This is a genomic window from Microcystis aeruginosa NIES-4325 (genome assembly GCF_008974145.1).
In the GTDB taxonomy this organism is placed as follows: domain Bacteria; phylum Cyanobacteriota; class Cyanobacteriia; order Cyanobacteriales; family Microcystaceae; genus Microcystis; species Microcystis aeruginosa_G.
Genome location: NZ_BJKP01000011.1, coordinates 66,502 through 82,756, shown reverse-complemented (window position 1 = coordinate 82,756; position 16,255 = coordinate 66,502). Strand labels below are relative to the sequence as shown.

Here is a 16,255-nt window from a genome sequence, read left to right as displayed (position 1 = left end):
AGATTTGGCCATTACTTCTAGAAAAGGATAGGGTTTCAAGGGAATTGTCTAGGTAATTAGCTGAAGGCTGATGGCTTCAGCTAGAGCAAGGCGATAATAACCAGAAAAATGGCAAAGCTGATAACTAAAAAAACCAATAACTGATAACTGATAGATTAAATCACCGTCCCGTCGGGAATAGTGGCATTTTTGAAAATAACCACGATGCCGCTGCGAACATAGAAACCTAAATCTTCGCGATTAGCTTCTTCCACACGATCCTTGTTAACAATTAAAACATTGGCACCAATGCGAGCATTTTTGTCCACAATTGCCCGACGAATAGTCGAACCAGGGCCGATACCCACGGGAATTTTGCCATTTCCGATCAGACTTCCACGTTCGGGGAAAGACTCATAAAAGTCGGATCCCATCAGCATTGTATCCTCGATCGTGCAGTCTTTGCCGACTCGACTACGAATACCTAAAATCGAGTGATGGATGCGACATTCTTTGAGAATACAACCTTCAGAAATCATCGATTCTGTCACCGTACAATTGAGCATTTTTGTGGGGGGCAGATAGCGAGAACGGGTATAGATGGGGGCTTTTTCGTCGTAGAAACTAAAGGCGGGATTGGGTTGTTGGGTCAAGGCGAGATTAGACTCATAAAAGGCTTCAATCGTCCCGATATCTTCCCAGTAACCCTTAAATAAATAAGCCTGAAGATTGTAGTCTTTAGCCGCCGAGGGAATAATTTCCTTGCCGAAATCGGTCTGTTCTTTATTGGCATCGAGCAGATCGATTAAAACATTCTTTTTAAAGACATAAATTCCCATGGAAGCAATGTAGGGACTTTGACGGGCCTGGTCGGGACTTAAGCCTAAAATCGTCGTATCTACCCGCATTCTTTCCAATTCTGCCCCTTTGGGTTTCTCATAAAAATCGACAATTCGCCCCGAATCATTAATTTTCATCACCCCAAAAGCGGAAGCCCGACGTTCATCGATGGGAACCACGGATAAAGTGATATCGGCGTTGGTTTCCCGATGGCGTTCGATGAACTGGCTGTAGTCCATGCGATAGAGATGATCTCCCGAGAGGATTAGATATTCGTCGATATCCCAATCCTTCATCGTCCAGATGTATTGTCGTACTGCGTCGGCCGTGCCTTGGAACCATTGAGGATTCTCCATGGTTTGTTGAGCCGCCAAAACTTCCACGAAACCATCACTAAAACCCGTAAAATTATAGGTACGATTGAGGTGACGATTGAGAGAAGCGGAATTAAATTGCGTCAACACATAGATTTTGTCAATCTGGGAGTTAATACAATTGCTGACGGGAATATCAATCAGGCGATATTTTCCCGCTAGGGGGACGGCAGGTTTTGCCCGCAGTTTCGTTAACGGATAAAGGCGAGTTCCGGCCCCGCCACCTAAGATAATAGCTAATACTTTTTTCACGCGCGTAACCCTCGCGATTGGCTGTTTCCTTCTCACAGTAAGTGTAGGATGATAGCGCACCTTATTGATAGAGGGGAAACAAAAATCTAGATCTAAAAGTCATCAAGAGGGAATTGATCGGAGTCTTTGCGGATAAATTCGCTAAAATCATGAATTTCTGGGCTAAATCATTAATATTCACCTTTTTTCTCCCTTTACCGTACCTAATGCCCGCCACGGTGATGGGCGATCGCTGTTCTTGGTTAGCCCAAGGTTCCGATGTACAGACTTTCGGTAAACAGGGCCAAAGCGGGAAAGTTGGCAAGGTCGGCAGCCAAGGCAGAAATAGTGATAGTTTAACCCTTTTTCTCGATGGTTCTCCCCTAAAACTCGATATTTCAGGACAAAAAGGGGTCGATGGTGAAAATGGCAGCAACGGCAGCGATGGCAACTGTAGCGGTCAACCTAGCAACGTCACACGAAATCTCCAGGCGGCCGGTGGTGGTAACGGAGGCAATGGGGGTGATGGTGGTGATGGGGGCAATGGGGGCGCTTTAACCCTCTATGCCACTAATTTAGATTTTTTAAGACAAGTAACGGTCAATGCGGCCGGAGGGGCCGGGGGTTTTGGGGGTCAGGGAGGCCAAGGCGGTAAGGGTTGTCGCTGTTCCCAACCCTTCTGGACAATTCAAACCTGTAGCGGTAGGCCAGGTGATGCCAATTATAGCTGTACCACCAGAGAATTTAGCTGTCAGGATGGTCTCGATGGGGCGACGGGTAATAATGGCCGTAACGGTCGCGAGGGGCGTTTAGGACAGTTAACTTTAATTCAAATCGATCGCCCTTTAACTGCCGATCAACCGAGCGCAACTGTTCCCCTGGCGGAGTTAAAAGAACGGGGTTATATTCTATCTAAAAATAGTTGGGAAACTCGCACCGGGGCCATGTCTTTATTTGCCCCCGGTTCGCTGATCGATGATCAATATCGGATTTTAGTAGATCGATCGGAACGTTCTTTTATTTTAATTTGGAATGCGCCCCAAGAGTTTAACCGGTTTGCTAATCAGCGTTTTACTTTAACCCTCGATGATCAAAAGGAAATGAAGGTAACTGTCCCCAGTGACCTCTGGATTGAGGGAACCACTCAAAAACGCAATAATGTTACGGAATTTGTCGTTTATAATGCTGTTTTTGAACGAGATGTCACCCAATTAGAAGCAAAAGGTATTACAGGAAATGGTACTAATTTAAGGCTGTTTCTGGAGGATAAAGCTTCCCAATCGAATTTAATCGGCACTAAATTTAAACTGCGTTATCGCGTCACCCGTTGGCAAGCAGATGACCTGCAAACCAGTCCCAGAACTGATTTTGTCACTCGCTATGAAGGAGATATGCCTGCTAATTTGGTCAGACAGGAGGGCAATCAATTTATTCTGGATATCGGCCAATTACCCTTACCTGTGGAATCTTTGCGATCGGGTACTGGGGTAGAAATCGAGTTACTCGCTACTCGTTCTTTTGCCGGTTATTCCAAAGAACAAAAAATCGTCATCCGCGATACGATTAAAGGAGCAAATATGCCACGGAGGTAAGTTAAAAAAGTCCCCTTCTTCTTTCTCTGGTGCAGTCTGAAGTACCTAAGCAAGATTAATTATACTAAATCTGGGGCTCTCCCAGGTTTGGTGGGTAAAATGTATTCTAAGATACATTCCTCCTAGCGAGGGGGTGGAACGAACCACAAAGACACAAAGGACACAAAGATCGATCAATCCTATGTAAGTTAAACTTATCACAGAGAACCTAGAAGAGCCAATCTGGTTATTAAAAGCTGATTATTTATTCCCCCTTTTGCATGAGTGCCTCTCCTGATATGCAGCCTATACTCAACGGATTTAGTATTACTTCCGATTTTATCACTCAATCCAAACCCCCCGTTGGGGAGTAGTAAAAAGCATCAACGGGGGTGGGAGGGAAAGAACTCCAACGATGAAGGTGAATCGATAAACCTTTCAGTAAATCAGCAACTAGGGTAATAGAACCCAGAAGAAAACAAGAAATCTGACGTCAGGGTTTGAGGTGGAGAGTTTTTCCAAAGACAGTGTGTTGGGGGGGGAAGTGGCGCCAAATTGGGTTCAGGAAATTGATTTTCGGCTTCTCCACCCAGCATAACCATCCAGAGAGTGGCTACATAGCTAACCAAAGGCGTTCGGCACGCTCTGGGTCAAGCAGACTTTGTGTTTTGCCATTGCCAGCCGTCGGATTTGAGGTCACGGTAAACACAGATTGTCCAGGGGCTGAAACTAGGTCATCTAAGGGCTGCCATCGACCGTGAGGGGAAATTTTGACCAGTCCTTGCTGGTTAATGCCTAAAAACGGATGCCAGCCAGCTTCCACAATCACTTGATACAGCCAAGGCGCGTACAGGCCGCGGTCGGCTGGGACAATTACAGTCCAGCCATTAGGAACCGCTTCTTTGATCTGTCTGATCAGTTTTTGTCAGTGAGGTTTCCAGCTGCCCAGTTGATTAGCCCTGATGATCTACCAAGCGATGGGAATCCCACTGCCCGCCAGCAAGACATTAATCGACAAAACTACAAATTTACTGCCAATGGTGGTCGCGTCCATTGCTAGGGATATGGAAAGAATCCCCCGTCACAGCCTAGCTTGACGGGGGGAGTATGTCAAACTTTCACCACGTTGCTAAAAGAGATTTTCAGGTAATCATCTTCCATTTTTGCCCCGGAAGGTTTCAGGGCTGCTAAAGCTTGGGGTAAGACTAAATTACGACGGTGATTCCCAATGCGAATATTTAACTCGTCTCCAGTTTTATTTAGTTGTATTTGTTCCTTGGGTATGCCGGGTAAATATAATTCCAGACTGTAATTATTTTCCTGTTGAACTACCCGAATGGTGTTTTCTTGGTAATAAACCTTAGTCGGATCTTCCCCAGCAAAAAGAGTTTCTTTCAGTCTTTCCAAAGCGGGTAAACCACACATTTCTTCCGAGTAGAGAGGAACTTCTTTAACTGGTAAAGGATGAAAATTATCGTAAATTTCCTGTTTATAACCCTGTTGATTTTCTTTCCAACGGGCAAAGAAAGGATCGGTTACTTTGTCGGGAATAATCCGATTAGCAATAATCAAATCGGTGGAAACATTATAGAGACTTAGGTAGGCATGGGCGCGTAAAGACTCCTTAATCACCATTTTTTCGGGGTTTGTCACCAAACGAACCGAGGTTTGAGTATTATCGGTCAAAACCTTTTCTAAAGCCTCGATCTGCTCATAAAACTCGTAGGGAGCATCCATAACTTCCTTGTCCGGCAGGGAAAAACCGGCGATCGGTCGAAAAAAAGGTTCCACCAGTGGTCGCAATGCCACCGACATTCCCTGTAACGGTTTGTAAAATCTTCTCATGTACCAACCGCCCACTTCTGGCAAACTCAACAATCGTAAAGCTGTCCCCGTCGGTGCGGAATCGATAATCAACACATCATAAGTACCCTCATCGTAGTGGCGTTTCATGCGAACTAAGCCGAAAATCTCATCCATTCCGGGTAAAATCGCTAATTCTTCCGCTTGTACTCCATCTAAACCCCTAGCTTGCAATACCTGAGTAATGTAACGTTTTACTGCGCCCCAGTTGCCTTCTAATTCCATTAGTGCGTCTAATTCTGCCCCCCAAAGATGGGGACGTACCAAACGAGGATCGTGACCTAATTCGAGATCGAAACTGTCAGCGAGAGAGTGAGCGGGATCGGTGCTGAGAACTAGGGTTTTATAGCCAAGTTCGGCGCAGCGGAGTCCTGTAGCGGCGGCGACGGAGGTTTTACCCACGCCTCCTTTACCGGTCATGAGAATTACACGCATGGGGGCTGATTCTAAGAAAATTTACATTACTTATTCTTATTATGACGGGAAAGTTAACAAATTTGGGACAAGAATCAGCATTCTTGGCTATAGAATTCCACTCCCCGACCATTACCCCGGGGAATTAGGCTCTGTTCAAAAAATTGCTGACAGCGATTTTCAGCATCAGCGACGAGAACTTTGGCAAAATGACCCTTTTCGAGAACTTCTTGCCGCGGACGTTGTTCGTAGGCATAGATAATCAAAATATCTCCTGGTTGACAGAGCAGCGCCGCACCACCGTTGGGGCAAATTTCCCCGGTTTGGCCGGGGAAAACGTAGGTAGAAAAGCGCTTACCATTGCTAAGATTGACCACATCCACCTCTTCAAGGGGCAAAATACCGACCCGATCGATCAATTCTCGATCGATCGTGATACTGCCGACATAATCGACGTTAGCCTCGCTGACGCGCACTCGATGAAGTTTGGCGTGCATTAATCGAATTGTTCCCATGTATTTTGTCCTATTTCCCCCAATTACCTCAATTATTATGCTCTCCCAGTGGGAATGTTTACTAAAAAATCTCGGTCAATGGCAAGGTTCTTTTACCCGTATGTCTCCCCAAGGCGACTTGATCGAAGATACCCCGACTTTGGTATCTTTGCAAGGCATTAATAATAATCGATCGATTCGTCAATTAGTCCGCCGTTTCTACAGCGATCGAGTGCCGGAAGATTTGATTTTAGAGTATAGTTCTCTCCACCAGGGTATTCTATTTAGCCAGACGGGAGCTTTTTGCCAAGGTTCTTTATATTTTAGTAGTTTTTCCTCACCATTCGGAGCAGAATTTGGGTTAATCTCTGGAGACAGACGATTAAGAATCGTACAGTTATTTAATGAACGCTGTGAGTTCGATCGCTTGACTTTAATTCGGGAAAAGTTAGTTGATTCTCAGTCACCAGAAAGAGCGATGTTAACGGTGGAGCAATTACTGGGTCAATGGCGAGGACAAGCAGTGACAACGGGACGGGATTTTTATAATTCTGCTGCCTATTCTACCCATGTATCGATCGAGCGTCAGGGGGATAATTATCTCTCGCAAACTTTGACTTTTGGTGATAGTCAAATTACTTCTAGCGCTCGTATTGAAGGACAAAGATTGTTGTTTGAAAATAGTCCGCTGCCGGTGCAAATTCTGCTGCTGCCTGATGGAGCTTCCTGTAATACACCTCTGAAAATTACTGCCGGTCATCCTTTTGTTTTAGAGGTGGGTTGGTTACTTTCTCCTACTCAAAGACAGCGCTTAATTCGTTCTTATGATCAGAAGGGAGAATGGACGGGTATTACTCTGGTGACGGAGGAAAAGGTGTTTTAAGGTAAAAAATAAGGCTCTCTTGGGTTTGGTGGGTAAAATATATTCTAAGATACAGTCCTGCTGGCGGGGGTGTGGAAGGAACCACAGAGACACAGAGGACACAAAGATTGATCGTTCCTATATTAAGTTAAACTGATCACACAAAGAATAAGAGAGCCGAAATCGACTTAAAATGTTGCCAGATAAGGATTTGAGAGAATGACATAAGAGAGAATCAATCAGCCCTACGACATCGGGGGGGTAACAGTAGGTTGATTGATGAATCAACCTACTGTTACCCCTAGTTCCGACGACCTTTAACCCCCAGTAATCCCAATCCGAACAGGGACAACGCCGCAATCGCACTAGGTTCGGGAACCTTGGTTGCGTTGATCTGGAAACTGTTGAAATTGGCAGAATTAGAGAAAGTCGATCCACCGTTATTACTCACTCGGTTTCCCGATAGCGTCGCGATTCCCGTCGGGGTTATACCCGGAGTCGTACCGATGTTCCAGCCGAACTGCCCTTGGGTGCTGGCAACGGTTAACCAGTATTTCGTCCCCGCAATAAACGTGAAGGGGGCAGTGGGAGTGAAGGTGTAGTCAAAGGTTCCCGGTCCTAGATTGGGGGGATTGGTGAAACTGGCTAGGACGGTACTGCCCGGATTGCTGCCCCCATCATTGCGAATCTGGACGAGGGGAATGTCTGCGGGACTGACGATACGGAGGTTACGGAGTCGCAGGATTGCGTTGTCGAGGCTGTAATTGTTACCCGCGGGTAGGGTAAAGGCGAGCGCTCTTACCCGCTCGTTATCAACACTAATGGCAGTAGCCTGATCATCATTCGTTGGCGGGAGATTCCCGATCAGAACCACCGCGCGGACAGGGTTTACCCCCCCATCAGTACAAGAGAACTACTAACGCCAGCTAACACCAAAGACATAGATAAGGTTTTCATGATCTCTAAAGAAGTTAAGAAATATTACGACGACCCTATCACAGCCGTCTCTTCTTTTCAACCATTGATCAGTTATCGTTATCATTTACCTCCGAGAATTATTAATTCATTCTATAGAGTATTGACCAAGTAGCTAGAAAGTGGTATTGAACATCGGGCGGTTTCTGGTCGTGCCAAGTGGGATTCCTCTAGGCAGAGGGCAAAGAGCGAGTACGGCGGTAATAGTCGCAATGATTACGGGGATAATCGGCGATTTCGCCCCTTACCTGAAACCTCAGCCATCTTGGGTATTGGAGTGGTTTTAGCTGACTCCCCACCTAATACCGTTCGCTGAAAAATCAAATCTGATCACTGGTCTTTGTATAATAAAAATTTATCAAAATCTGAATATACTTGAGAAGATTTAAATTTACATTCCTTCATCTTTACTTTTCTTAAAAAATAATTGAGAAAAATTCCTATTTGTCAACGAGATTGCAATAGTTACAGCCGGCTGCTAAAATCTAAGAATTGGGTTACTCTGTGCATTTTTAGCACTTGTACCTTGAAACCCTTACCACGTCTAGGATGACTAATTCGTGCCCAGTAAAAACTTGCCAATTGCTCCTTTGACGAAAAAGATCTTTTGTCAAAAATATGTGTACTTATGTTAAAGTGAAAAACTTTTTTTGACAAAATGTACCAGATGTGCTGCGAGGAAAGTATCCAGATTAGCTACTGGGGATGGGAAACTGTTAACTATCTAGGGTTTGCGGCAAAAAGTTGGTTGGTGGGGGCGGGGGTGTGGAAGCAACCACAGAGACACAGAGGACACAAAGATTGATCACTCCTATATAAGTTAAACACACCAAGAATAAGAGAGCCAATTTCCCCCCGATCGATCCAATCCCTGGCACTTTTTGGAAACCAAAAAGTCTAAAAATCTGATCCAACAAGGTTTTTAGATTTATGCAGCCGGACTTACCTTTTATTTGTCAGATTGATTGGATATGCCTAGGTTTTGCACGATTGATCGAAGGACCAATATCTTTAACCAAAAAGTAAATCATGGAGGAGTGCTAAACGCTGGTCATCTTCACGAACAATAGCACCATAATAATTTTTTTTATTCTCTAGCCAGAGTAATTCAAACTCGATCGCCTTGGGCAAAGCTAAACCAAAATTATCCAAAGCTTGGGGACAATCAAAGATAACTTTGCGCGTCTCGAAGCGGTCAAAATGTCCTTGGCAGAACATTTTGAAAAACGGTAAAGAATGCAGTGACACCCCACCCCCAATAGCAACAGTCAAACCAGCATCCTTGGCTTTTTTTGCCAAAGGTAAAACCAGAGCCAAAACTTGCTCGCTATTGACATCCCGGCGAGTTAATCCCAAAGAACAGGCTAAATCCATCCGTCCGATGACGATACCATGGAGAGATTTTATCTCTGGAATCGCCAACATTTCCTGAAAATTATCACAGGCAGTAATAGTTTCAATATTAACCAATAACTCCACATCTTCCACCCCTTGATCGGCTAAAACCCTCCTAGCTGCCCGCAGATATTTTTGTAAAGCGTAGGCTGTTTCTACCATAGGAGCAATCAAGCGATCGACTCCTAAATTAACCGCATCAAAGATATCCCTCATCGCTTCGCAACCGGCGATTTTCAGATTAAAATCCACTCCCGCTTTCAGACTAATTTCTTTCAACCGCATCGCTTCCGTCAGTCGGGTTCCTTCCGTCTCGAATTCCGCTTTTACCCCTGAAACATGGTGATCTTCCCTGAGTTCTCTTAACAGTTGCACCATTTTTTTTTCTAAGCAATTCATGATTTTAATCGTTGACAATCGGTAACTGCTAGAGGAGCCTTGTTGATTATAGCCGATCTGCGAAAAGCCGATAGCTGAGGACTAAGTAGGTAGGTGTTAAAAATTGTCAGATGCCCTCTTATTCAGGAGGGATTAAGGATGTGCCGATCCCTCCTTATCAAGGGGGGCAGGGGGGATCGAACCCAAAATCTATCTTCAATTTAATTAAAACCAGCTACTTAGGAGACCAGAAAAATACCCTAAACAAGGGGACAAAAGCGACAAAATACTGGCATAATGAGCAAGGCCGTCTGATTTTTTTCTGGCCACATCCTTTCTATACTACATTCGTTATATAAGTAATTCTCTAATTAGACTATGCGAACTCACTACTGTGGCGACCTTAGCGCGATCGAAATTGAAAAAAGTGTCACCCTCTTCGGTTGGGTCGATCGTCGTCGCGATCACGGTGGCGTTATTTTTATTGATCTGCGGGATCGCAGTGGTATTGTCCAGATCGTCAGCGATCCCCAACGAACCCCCGCTTCCTACCCCACCGCTGAAACCGTCAGAAACGAGTATGTCCTTAAGGTGACGGGAACAGTCAGTCAACGGCCCCCCGAATCCCTTAACCCGCGCATTGCCACCGGAGAAATCGAAATTTACGCCACTAGCATCGAGATTCTCAACGGGGTTACTAAACAACTGCCTTTTGTCGTCTCCAGTTCCGAAAGCGAATCGGTCCGGGAAGATGTGCGCTTGCGATACCGCTATCTAGACCTACGCCGGGAGCGTATGAGTCAGAATTTACAACTACGTCACCAAGTTGTCAAAGAAATGCGCCGTTTTCTCGAAGATGAACAGCATTTTATCGAAGTGGAAACGCCAATTTTAACTCGATCTACTCCTGAAGGAGCGCGGGATTATCTGGTTCCTTCCCGGGTCAGCCCAGGCCAATGGTACGCTTTACCCCAATCACCGCAATTATTTAAGCAATTATTAATGGTGTCGGGAATGGATCGCTACTATCAAATCGCTCGCTGTTTCCGGGATGAAGATCTGCGCGCTGATCGTCAACCGGAATTTACTCAGTTGGATATGGAGATGAGTTTTCTCTCCTTAAGCGAGATTTTAGCCCTAAATGAGGCTTTGATCGCTCATATCTTCAAAAAAGTCAAAAATATTGATATAAGCCTGCCCCTGCCCCGTTTAACCTATGCTGAGGCTATGGATCGCTATGGGGTCGATCGCCCCGATACCCGTTTTGGCTTGGAATTGGTCAATGTGGCGGAGATTTTTGCCGATTCGGGATTTAAGGTGTTTTCAGGTGCGATCGCTAGTGGTGGGACGGTGAAAGTTTTACCGATTCCCAACGGTAACGAGGCGATTTCTAACGTCAGAATCAAACCGGGTGGGGATTTATTCAAAGAAGCCACCGATGCGGGGGCGAAGGGAATTGCCTACATCCGCGTGCGCGAAGACTACGATTTTGATACCATCGGTGCGATTAAAGATAACCTGACAGAGGCACAAAAACAGGCTTTAATCAAGAAGACTGGCGCAAAACCGGGGCATCTGCTCTTATTTGGGGCAGGAGATACCGATACAGTCAATAAATCCCTATCCCGCCTACGCTTAGTTTTAGGGGAACAATTGGGATTAATTGATCCGGAGAAAATCAACCTCCTCTGGGTGACGGATTTCCCGATGTTTGAATACAACGCCGAGGAAAAACGCCTAGAAGCATTGCATCACCCCTTCACTGCCCCTAATCCCGAAGATTTAGAGGATCTAGCCCATGCTCGCGCCCTAGCCTACGATATGATTTTTAATGGTGTTGAAATCGGTGGCGGCAGTTTGCGCATCTATCAACGGGAAGTACAGGAAAAAGTCTTCGCCACCATCGGTCTATCCCCAGAGGAAGCCTATAATAAATTCGGCTTTTTGTTAGAAGCTTTTGAATACGGAACCCCTCCCCACGGTGGCATCGCCTACGGTTTAGATCGCTTGGTGATGTTGTTAGCGGGGGAAGAATCGATTCGCGATGTGATTGCTTTCCCGAAAACCCAGCAAGCTAGTTGTTTACTCACTTCTGCACCTTCGACAGTGGCAGCGAAGCAATTAAAAGAATTATCCGTTGCTTCTACCTACAAACCGCCATCCTAAGATTAGGGTGGGCAATGCCCACCTAATTTTTGCAATTCTGTTGACACCATGCTCTTAAATTCTTTTCTGCCCTGACTTCATCCTCTTTAGCAGTGGCTAAAAATTCATAGAGTTTAGTTTTGGGAACTAGGGGAAAAGTGGGACTAAATTCTTCTTCCTGATAAACCCCCTTTTCTAACCGATAAATGCGCCAGATTTGTCCATTAAAACGCCATAATTCTGGCACTCCCAAACAGGCATAAAGTGCTAATTTATTAATATCCGTGTGGGTTATATCCACTTCCACCACTAAATCTGGGGGCGGATCTTCAGTTAAATTAATTCTTTTCCCCAGCACTTTAGCTTGATTTTGAATATAGTAAGCATTGTCAGGTTCTGCCCCTCGTTCTAAATCTTCCCTAGCTAGAGTTGTGGAACCCAGACTTTTAATTTTTAAACCCAATTCGGACACCAAAAAATAGATAAAACGTCCGATTAATTCTCGATAAAACTCGTGTTCTTCTAGGGGCATAGTAATCTCTAAAGTGCCACGATCATAAAATAAATGGGCGCGATTATTTTCTCCTATTGCCTGTAAAATTTGCTGATAGGATAACCAACTGAGATGATAAAAAACTACCCGTTTCTCACCCCTAATTTGCTCAGTATTTAACTCCAGAGGAACTGTCACCATAACTGCCCCGAAAAGCGAAATTTATGCCCAAAAAAGGGGGTTGACTCACCCCCTGACCATCTTATTAAACCAGTGCCGGAACCTGGGGCCAACGCCCGATCGCCTTACCAATGACCGCTAACTCCTGAGTTAATCGATCGAACCGGTCTGGAGTCAAGGATTGCGGCCCATCGGACAAGGCCTTCGCCGGGTTAGGATGTACCTCAATCATCAAGGAATCGGCCCCAGCTGCTAGGGAAGCCATGGCCATGGTCGGTACATATTCCCATTTACCCGTACCGTGGCTAGGATCGATCATGATCGGCAGGTGAGTTAAAGTTCTTAAAACGGGAATACAGGATAAATCTAGGGTATTACGAGTATATTTACTGTCAAAGGTGCGGATACCGCGTTCGCAGAGAATAACATTGCTATTTCCTGCCGCGAGGATATATTCTGCCGCCATCAACCAATCTTCAATAGTGGCCGCCATGCCGCGCTTGAGTAGGACCGGTTTCGGTTGCGCCCCAACTTTTTTCAAGAGGGAAAAATTCTGCATATTGCGGGCTCCCACTTGCACCACATCGGCTATTTCGACAATTTTATCGAGATCCGCTGCGTCCATTACTTCCGTGATAATACCCAAACCACTGGCATCTCTAGCCGCCGCTAGTAATTCTAAAGCACTTTCCCCGTGACCTTGGAAAGCATAGGGAGAAGTGCGGGGTTTGTAGGCACCACCCCGGAGGAATTGCGCCCCGGCTGCCGCTACTCGTTTGGCAGTTTCCACGATCATGGCTTCATTTTCTACCGAACAGGGGCCGGCGACAATGCTAACGGGATGATTTCTGCCGATGGGGATAACACCGTTAGGAGTGGGGACTAAAACCTCGCTGTATTCCCCGTGACGGTATTCTAAACAGGCGCGTTTGAAGGGTTGTTCGACTCGCAGGACGGTTTCGATCCAAGGGCTTAATTCTTGGATTTGTAGGGGGTCTAATTCCCTGGTTTCTCCGACTAAACCGATGACAACTTTATGCTTACCGACGATTTTCTCGGGACTTAATCCCCATGCCTCGAATTCGGCACCGACGCGCTCGATTTCAATTTCCGGGGAACCAACTTTCATGACAACAATCATGGCATTAACCTTTTATTGTTTCCTTTAATCTCTATTGTTGACGATTTCTAGAGGTTATCTATTTTTCTTCCAGTTCTTTTTTGCCGGACCGCCAAGCGGCGATCGTTCTGCTAAAATTGGCTTGAAATTCTTGCCATCCTAGCCAGTCCCCCACCCGATCCTCATCCCAAGAAGCGGAGAAGATGCCATAACTCAGACCGATAAAACCTAGACCAAACAGGCTTAAACTGACGAGCATGGCGACGTAGGAAGGGATTTCGAGAAGATTGTGGCTAATAATCCAGTAGAAGCCAAAAAAGGAAGTTATCCCCAATACTGTCGGAATGCCACAAAATACCGCCATCCGTTTGGCCATCCGTTGACTGACCACTTGCGGAATTGCCTTTAAGCTGGTTTCCTCGGAGCGATTTTTTAGCGGCGGTGGCACGGGACTAGGGGCAATTTTCGGGGTTTTTCGCTTATTTTGGCGCGGCTCAAAGGGGAGACGCTGTTTTTTCTCCGTCGATTTCGATTCAGAGGCCATGGTAGGGATGCAAGGGGGGTAAGCTTAACGGCGAATTCCGAGACGACCAATCAGGGTTTGATAACGTTGTTGATCTTTCTTCTGAATATAGGTTAACAGTCCCCGACGACGACCGATCATCTGGAGTAATCCCCGGCGGGAAGCGTGGTCTTTCGGGTTAGCTTTCAGGTGTTCGGTCAGTTGGTTGATTCTCTCGGTTAAGAAAGCTACCTGTAACTCCGATGATCCTGTATCGGTTTCGTGGGCCTGATATTGGCCGATTAGTTCTTGTTTTTTGGTCTGGGTTAAGGCCATAGGACTCGTGATCTCTGCTTAAACACTGCAATCTATCATAGTATCACGTTTCTGCTCGATCCGTAAACATTGTTAGGCAGACAGGAGACAGGGTGATGAGACAGCTTCCCCATCTCCCCATTTCCCCATTGCCGCAAATCATGGCAAAATCTTAGAGATAGCGTCTAACTTACCCTGAAGATTCCATGCTGTTAAAATCCACGACCCGTCATATTCGCATTTATACGGCTGAAGTAAAAAATAATCAATTGATCGAGAGTAACAATGTCTTGACTCTTGATGTGGATCCCGATAATGAATTTAATTGGGAAGAAGTGGCTCTCAATAAGGTTTATAGTAAGTTTGATGAATTGGTAGAATCCTACAATGGGGAAGAATTGAGCGAATATAATCTCCGTCGCATCGGTTCAGATCTAGAACATTTTATCCGTTCTCTCCTGCAAAAAGGCGAAATTAGCTATAATCTCAATGCCAGAGTCCAGAACTATAGTATGGGTTTACCGAAATTAGGGTGAGTAGTCGAGAAACCCCACGCTCTACTCTCAGGTTAGCGTGGGCGGAATTCTATTGCTAGGAGCCAAGCACGATTTGGCTACTGGAAATTTTTCAGTTGTGGCCAGAGATCGCTCATGGTAATTTAAGAAGGCGATCAGGGAACCCTCACAGGGAAGATCCCGACCCTAGCCAGGGAGCACCTGTTTAACCATCTGTCCTATGTACAAGTCTATTACTGTTTTAACGCTGCTGACGGGAATTATCGCCGTTGATGTGGTTTTTGCTCAATCCACTGTTAATCTTCCCATCAGAGTTAAACAGGGAGAATCCTACGAAGGATTATTGACTAGAGCATCGCAATTAGCAGAGAAAACTATCATCAGTCGTTTTAATCAACAACAGGGTCTTAATAAAATTGATTTATTAATAACGGCCGAGAAATCAGGTGCGATCGCACCTCTCCTGGCGGTGAAGGTGTCCCGTCAAGATTGGTTTGGCAACCCCAATATTCAACGCTGGACGAATGTTTTTCCCTTTGGCAAAGATATCCTCGGTTTTAGCTCTCCCGCACCCGTCGTCACCCCGAAAAGTCCCCCCGCTGCCGTTAATCCCAGTCCATCTCCAGCGCCCTCTCCCACCGCTACCACTCCTCCTCCTCCCCCTGCTTTACCCTTCGAGGATGAGCCGAATAATGCTCCCCAAATTCCTATTCCTAACCAAAGATTAACCAGTCCAGCTAATCGTTAATTGAGAAGAAAAGGAGAGGCTTTCGGCCGATATATTGACTTTTAAGTGGCAAAACGGGGCTGAAACCAGTCTACGGGGAAAATATCATCTTCTTGGACGATTTCTGTCCAACCGGTGACACTCTCAAAACAAGTCTCCGTCAAGTTAGCACCCCTCAAGTCCGCTCCCTGTAGATTTACCTCTTGTAAACGCGCTCCCGCTAGATTAGCACCCGCTAAATTAGCCCCGCGTAGATCACTACCCGTCAGACGTGCCTCGCTAAAATTAGCCCTTTCTAAATTGGCCCCCTGAAAGTCCACCTCTTTAAGAAAAGAGCCGCTAAAATTGGCTTCCCTTGCAGAAATCTGACGACATTTAGCCCCACTTAACCGCGCTTGTTGCAAATTAGCCCAATTGAGATTAACTTTATCTAGGGTTGCCTCCAGGAGATTAACTAAGTATAAATTCGCCCCGCATAAATTCGCCCCGCATAAATTCGCTCCCCGGAGATTAGCATGGGAAAGATCTGCCCCACTTAATCGCGAGTTACGCAGATTTGCTTGGACCATAAAAGCCCCAGTGAGATTGGCTTTGGTTAAGTCCGCTTCTACTAATTGCGCTTGACTTAATTTGGCATAGGTTAAATTCGCCCAATTTAAACTCGCTCCCCGCAGATTTGATTTAGTCAGAAAAGAGCGACTCAAATTAGTTCCGCGCAAATTGGCCGTTGCAAAATTGACAGCAATCAGAGTCACTTGTTGTAGGTCTAGACTCATCAAGTCAATGCCTAAAAAATCCCGCTCTCCTTGTTCGTAGAGTCTTAGTAACTGATTAACTTTCATCTCCCTTCTTCTACTTTAAGATGGTGGTTAAGAAGTAATC

General features: G+C 45.6%; 16 protein-coding genes. 5 read left to right on the top strand and 11 right to left on the bottom strand.

The genetic code is table 11. The features are described 5' to 3' along the window. Positions 1–155 precede the first annotated feature (155 nt). Positions 156–1,445: a glucose-1-phosphate adenylyltransferase gene (locus MiAbW_RS08325; RefSeq protein ID WP_151695713.1), complete on the bottom strand. Its 1,290-nt coding sequence runs from the start codon at positions 1,443–1,445 to the stop codon at positions 156–158. Between the two features lie 206 nt (positions 1,446–1,651). On the opposite strand from MiAbW_RS08325, the gene MiAbW_RS08320 reads away from it, so the two are divergent. Beyond that, entirely contained in the window at positions 1,652–3,016 is a 1,365-nt protein-coding gene (locus MiAbW_RS08320) for a collagen-like protein (RefSeq protein WP_151695712.1), read from the top strand. A gap of 592 nt (positions 3,017–3,608) precedes the next feature. On the opposite strand, the gene MiAbW_RS19710 is transcribed toward MiAbW_RS08320, so the two are convergent. The 3 genes from MiAbW_RS19710 to panD all read right to left on the bottom strand — a co-directional run bounded on the left by MiAbW_RS19710 (position 3,609) and on the right by panD (position 5,787). Beyond that, entirely contained in the window at positions 3,609–3,818 is a 210-nt protein-coding gene (locus tag MiAbW_RS19710; protein ID WP_181014229.1) for a hypothetical protein, read from the bottom strand. Positions 3,819–4,105: 287 nt separating this feature from the next. Continuing rightward, on the bottom strand, positions 4,106–5,293 hold the full coding sequence (locus tag MiAbW_RS08305) for a TRC40/GET3/ArsA family transport-energizing ATPase (RefSeq protein WP_002741890.1): 1,188 nt from the start codon (positions 5,291–5,293) through the stop codon (positions 4,106–4,108). 74 nt (positions 5,294–5,367) lie between these two features. Next, complete coding sequence (panD, locus tag MiAbW_RS08300; protein ID WP_151695711.1) at positions 5,368–5,787, bottom strand: aspartate 1-decarboxylase; 420 nt, start codon at positions 5,785–5,787, stop codon at positions 5,368–5,370. A gap of 37 nt (positions 5,788–5,824) precedes the next feature. Here panD and MiAbW_RS08295 point away from each other — a divergent pair, with 37 nt between their 5' ends. After that, entirely contained in the window at positions 5,825–6,649 is an 825-nt protein-coding gene (locus MiAbW_RS08295; RefSeq protein WP_151695757.1) for a DUF3598 family protein, read from the top strand. Positions 6,650–6,929: 280 nt separating this feature from the next. On the opposite strand, the gene MiAbW_RS08285 is transcribed toward MiAbW_RS08295, so the two are convergent. Next, positions 6,930–7,502 carry a choice-of-anchor R domain-containing protein gene (locus tag MiAbW_RS08285; protein ID WP_151695710.1) on the bottom strand — a complete coding sequence of 191 codons (573 nt, stop codon included), beginning with the start codon at positions 7,500–7,502 and terminating at the stop codon, positions 6,930–6,932. Between the two features lie 1,112 nt (positions 7,503–8,614). Continuing rightward, a complete protein-coding gene (locus MiAbW_RS08280; RefSeq protein WP_151695709.1) occupies positions 8,615–9,397 on the bottom strand; it encodes an aldolase/citrate lyase family protein in 783 nt (260 codons plus the stop codon). Between the two features lie 357 nt (positions 9,398–9,754). On the opposite strand from MiAbW_RS08280, the gene aspS reads away from it, so the two are divergent. Next, positions 9,755–11,542 (top strand): aspartate--tRNA ligase, encoded by a 1,788-nt coding sequence (gene aspS / locus MiAbW_RS08270; RefSeq protein WP_151695707.1) that lies wholly within the window; start codon positions 9,755–9,757, stop codon positions 11,540–11,542. A 22-nt stretch (positions 11,543–11,564) separates the two neighbouring features. On the opposite strand, the gene MiAbW_RS08265 is transcribed toward aspS, so the two are convergent. The 4 genes from MiAbW_RS08265 to rpsO all read right to left on the bottom strand — a co-directional run bounded on the left by MiAbW_RS08265 (position 11,565) and on the right by rpsO (position 14,152). Further along, positions 11,565–12,215 (bottom strand): Uma2 family endonuclease, encoded by a 651-nt coding sequence (locus tag MiAbW_RS08265; protein ID WP_151695706.1) that lies wholly within the window; start codon positions 12,213–12,215, stop codon positions 11,565–11,567. 64 nt (positions 12,216–12,279) lie between these two features. After that, positions 12,280–13,335 (bottom strand): 3-deoxy-7-phosphoheptulonate synthase, encoded by a 1,056-nt coding sequence (gene aroF, locus MiAbW_RS08260; protein WP_151695705.1) that lies wholly within the window; start codon positions 13,333–13,335, stop codon positions 12,280–12,282. A gap of 58 nt (positions 13,336–13,393) precedes the next feature. After that, positions 13,394–13,858 (bottom strand): PAM68 family protein, encoded by a 465-nt coding sequence (locus MiAbW_RS08255; protein WP_151695704.1) that lies wholly within the window; start codon positions 13,856–13,858, stop codon positions 13,394–13,396. A gap of 24 nt (positions 13,859–13,882) precedes the next feature. Beyond that, on the bottom strand, positions 13,883–14,152 hold the full coding sequence (gene rpsO, locus MiAbW_RS08250) for a 30S ribosomal protein S15 (RefSeq protein ID WP_151695703.1): 270 nt from the start codon (positions 14,150–14,152) through the stop codon (positions 13,883–13,885). Positions 14,153–14,337: 185 nt separating this feature from the next. Here rpsO and MiAbW_RS08245 point away from each other — a divergent pair, with 185 nt between their 5' ends. Beyond that, the gene (locus MiAbW_RS08245; protein ID WP_002738864.1) at positions 14,338–14,667 is read left to right on the top strand and encodes an NAD(P)H-quinone oxidoreductase subunit M; all 330 of its coding nucleotides are present in this window, start codon (positions 14,338–14,340) and stop codon (positions 14,665–14,667) included. Positions 14,668–14,866: 199 nt separating this feature from the next. Beyond that, positions 14,867–15,394: a hypothetical protein gene (locus tag MiAbW_RS08240; RefSeq protein WP_151695702.1), complete on the top strand. Its 528-nt coding sequence runs from the start codon at positions 14,867–14,869 to the stop codon at positions 15,392–15,394. Between the two features lie 41 nt (positions 15,395–15,435). Here MiAbW_RS08240 and MiAbW_RS08235 read toward each other — a convergent pair whose 3' ends face one another. Then, a complete protein-coding gene (locus MiAbW_RS08235) occupies positions 15,436–16,215 on the bottom strand; it encodes a pentapeptide repeat-containing protein (RefSeq protein ID WP_151695701.1) in 780 nt (259 codons plus the stop codon). Positions 16,216–16,255: the final 40 nt, after the last annotated feature.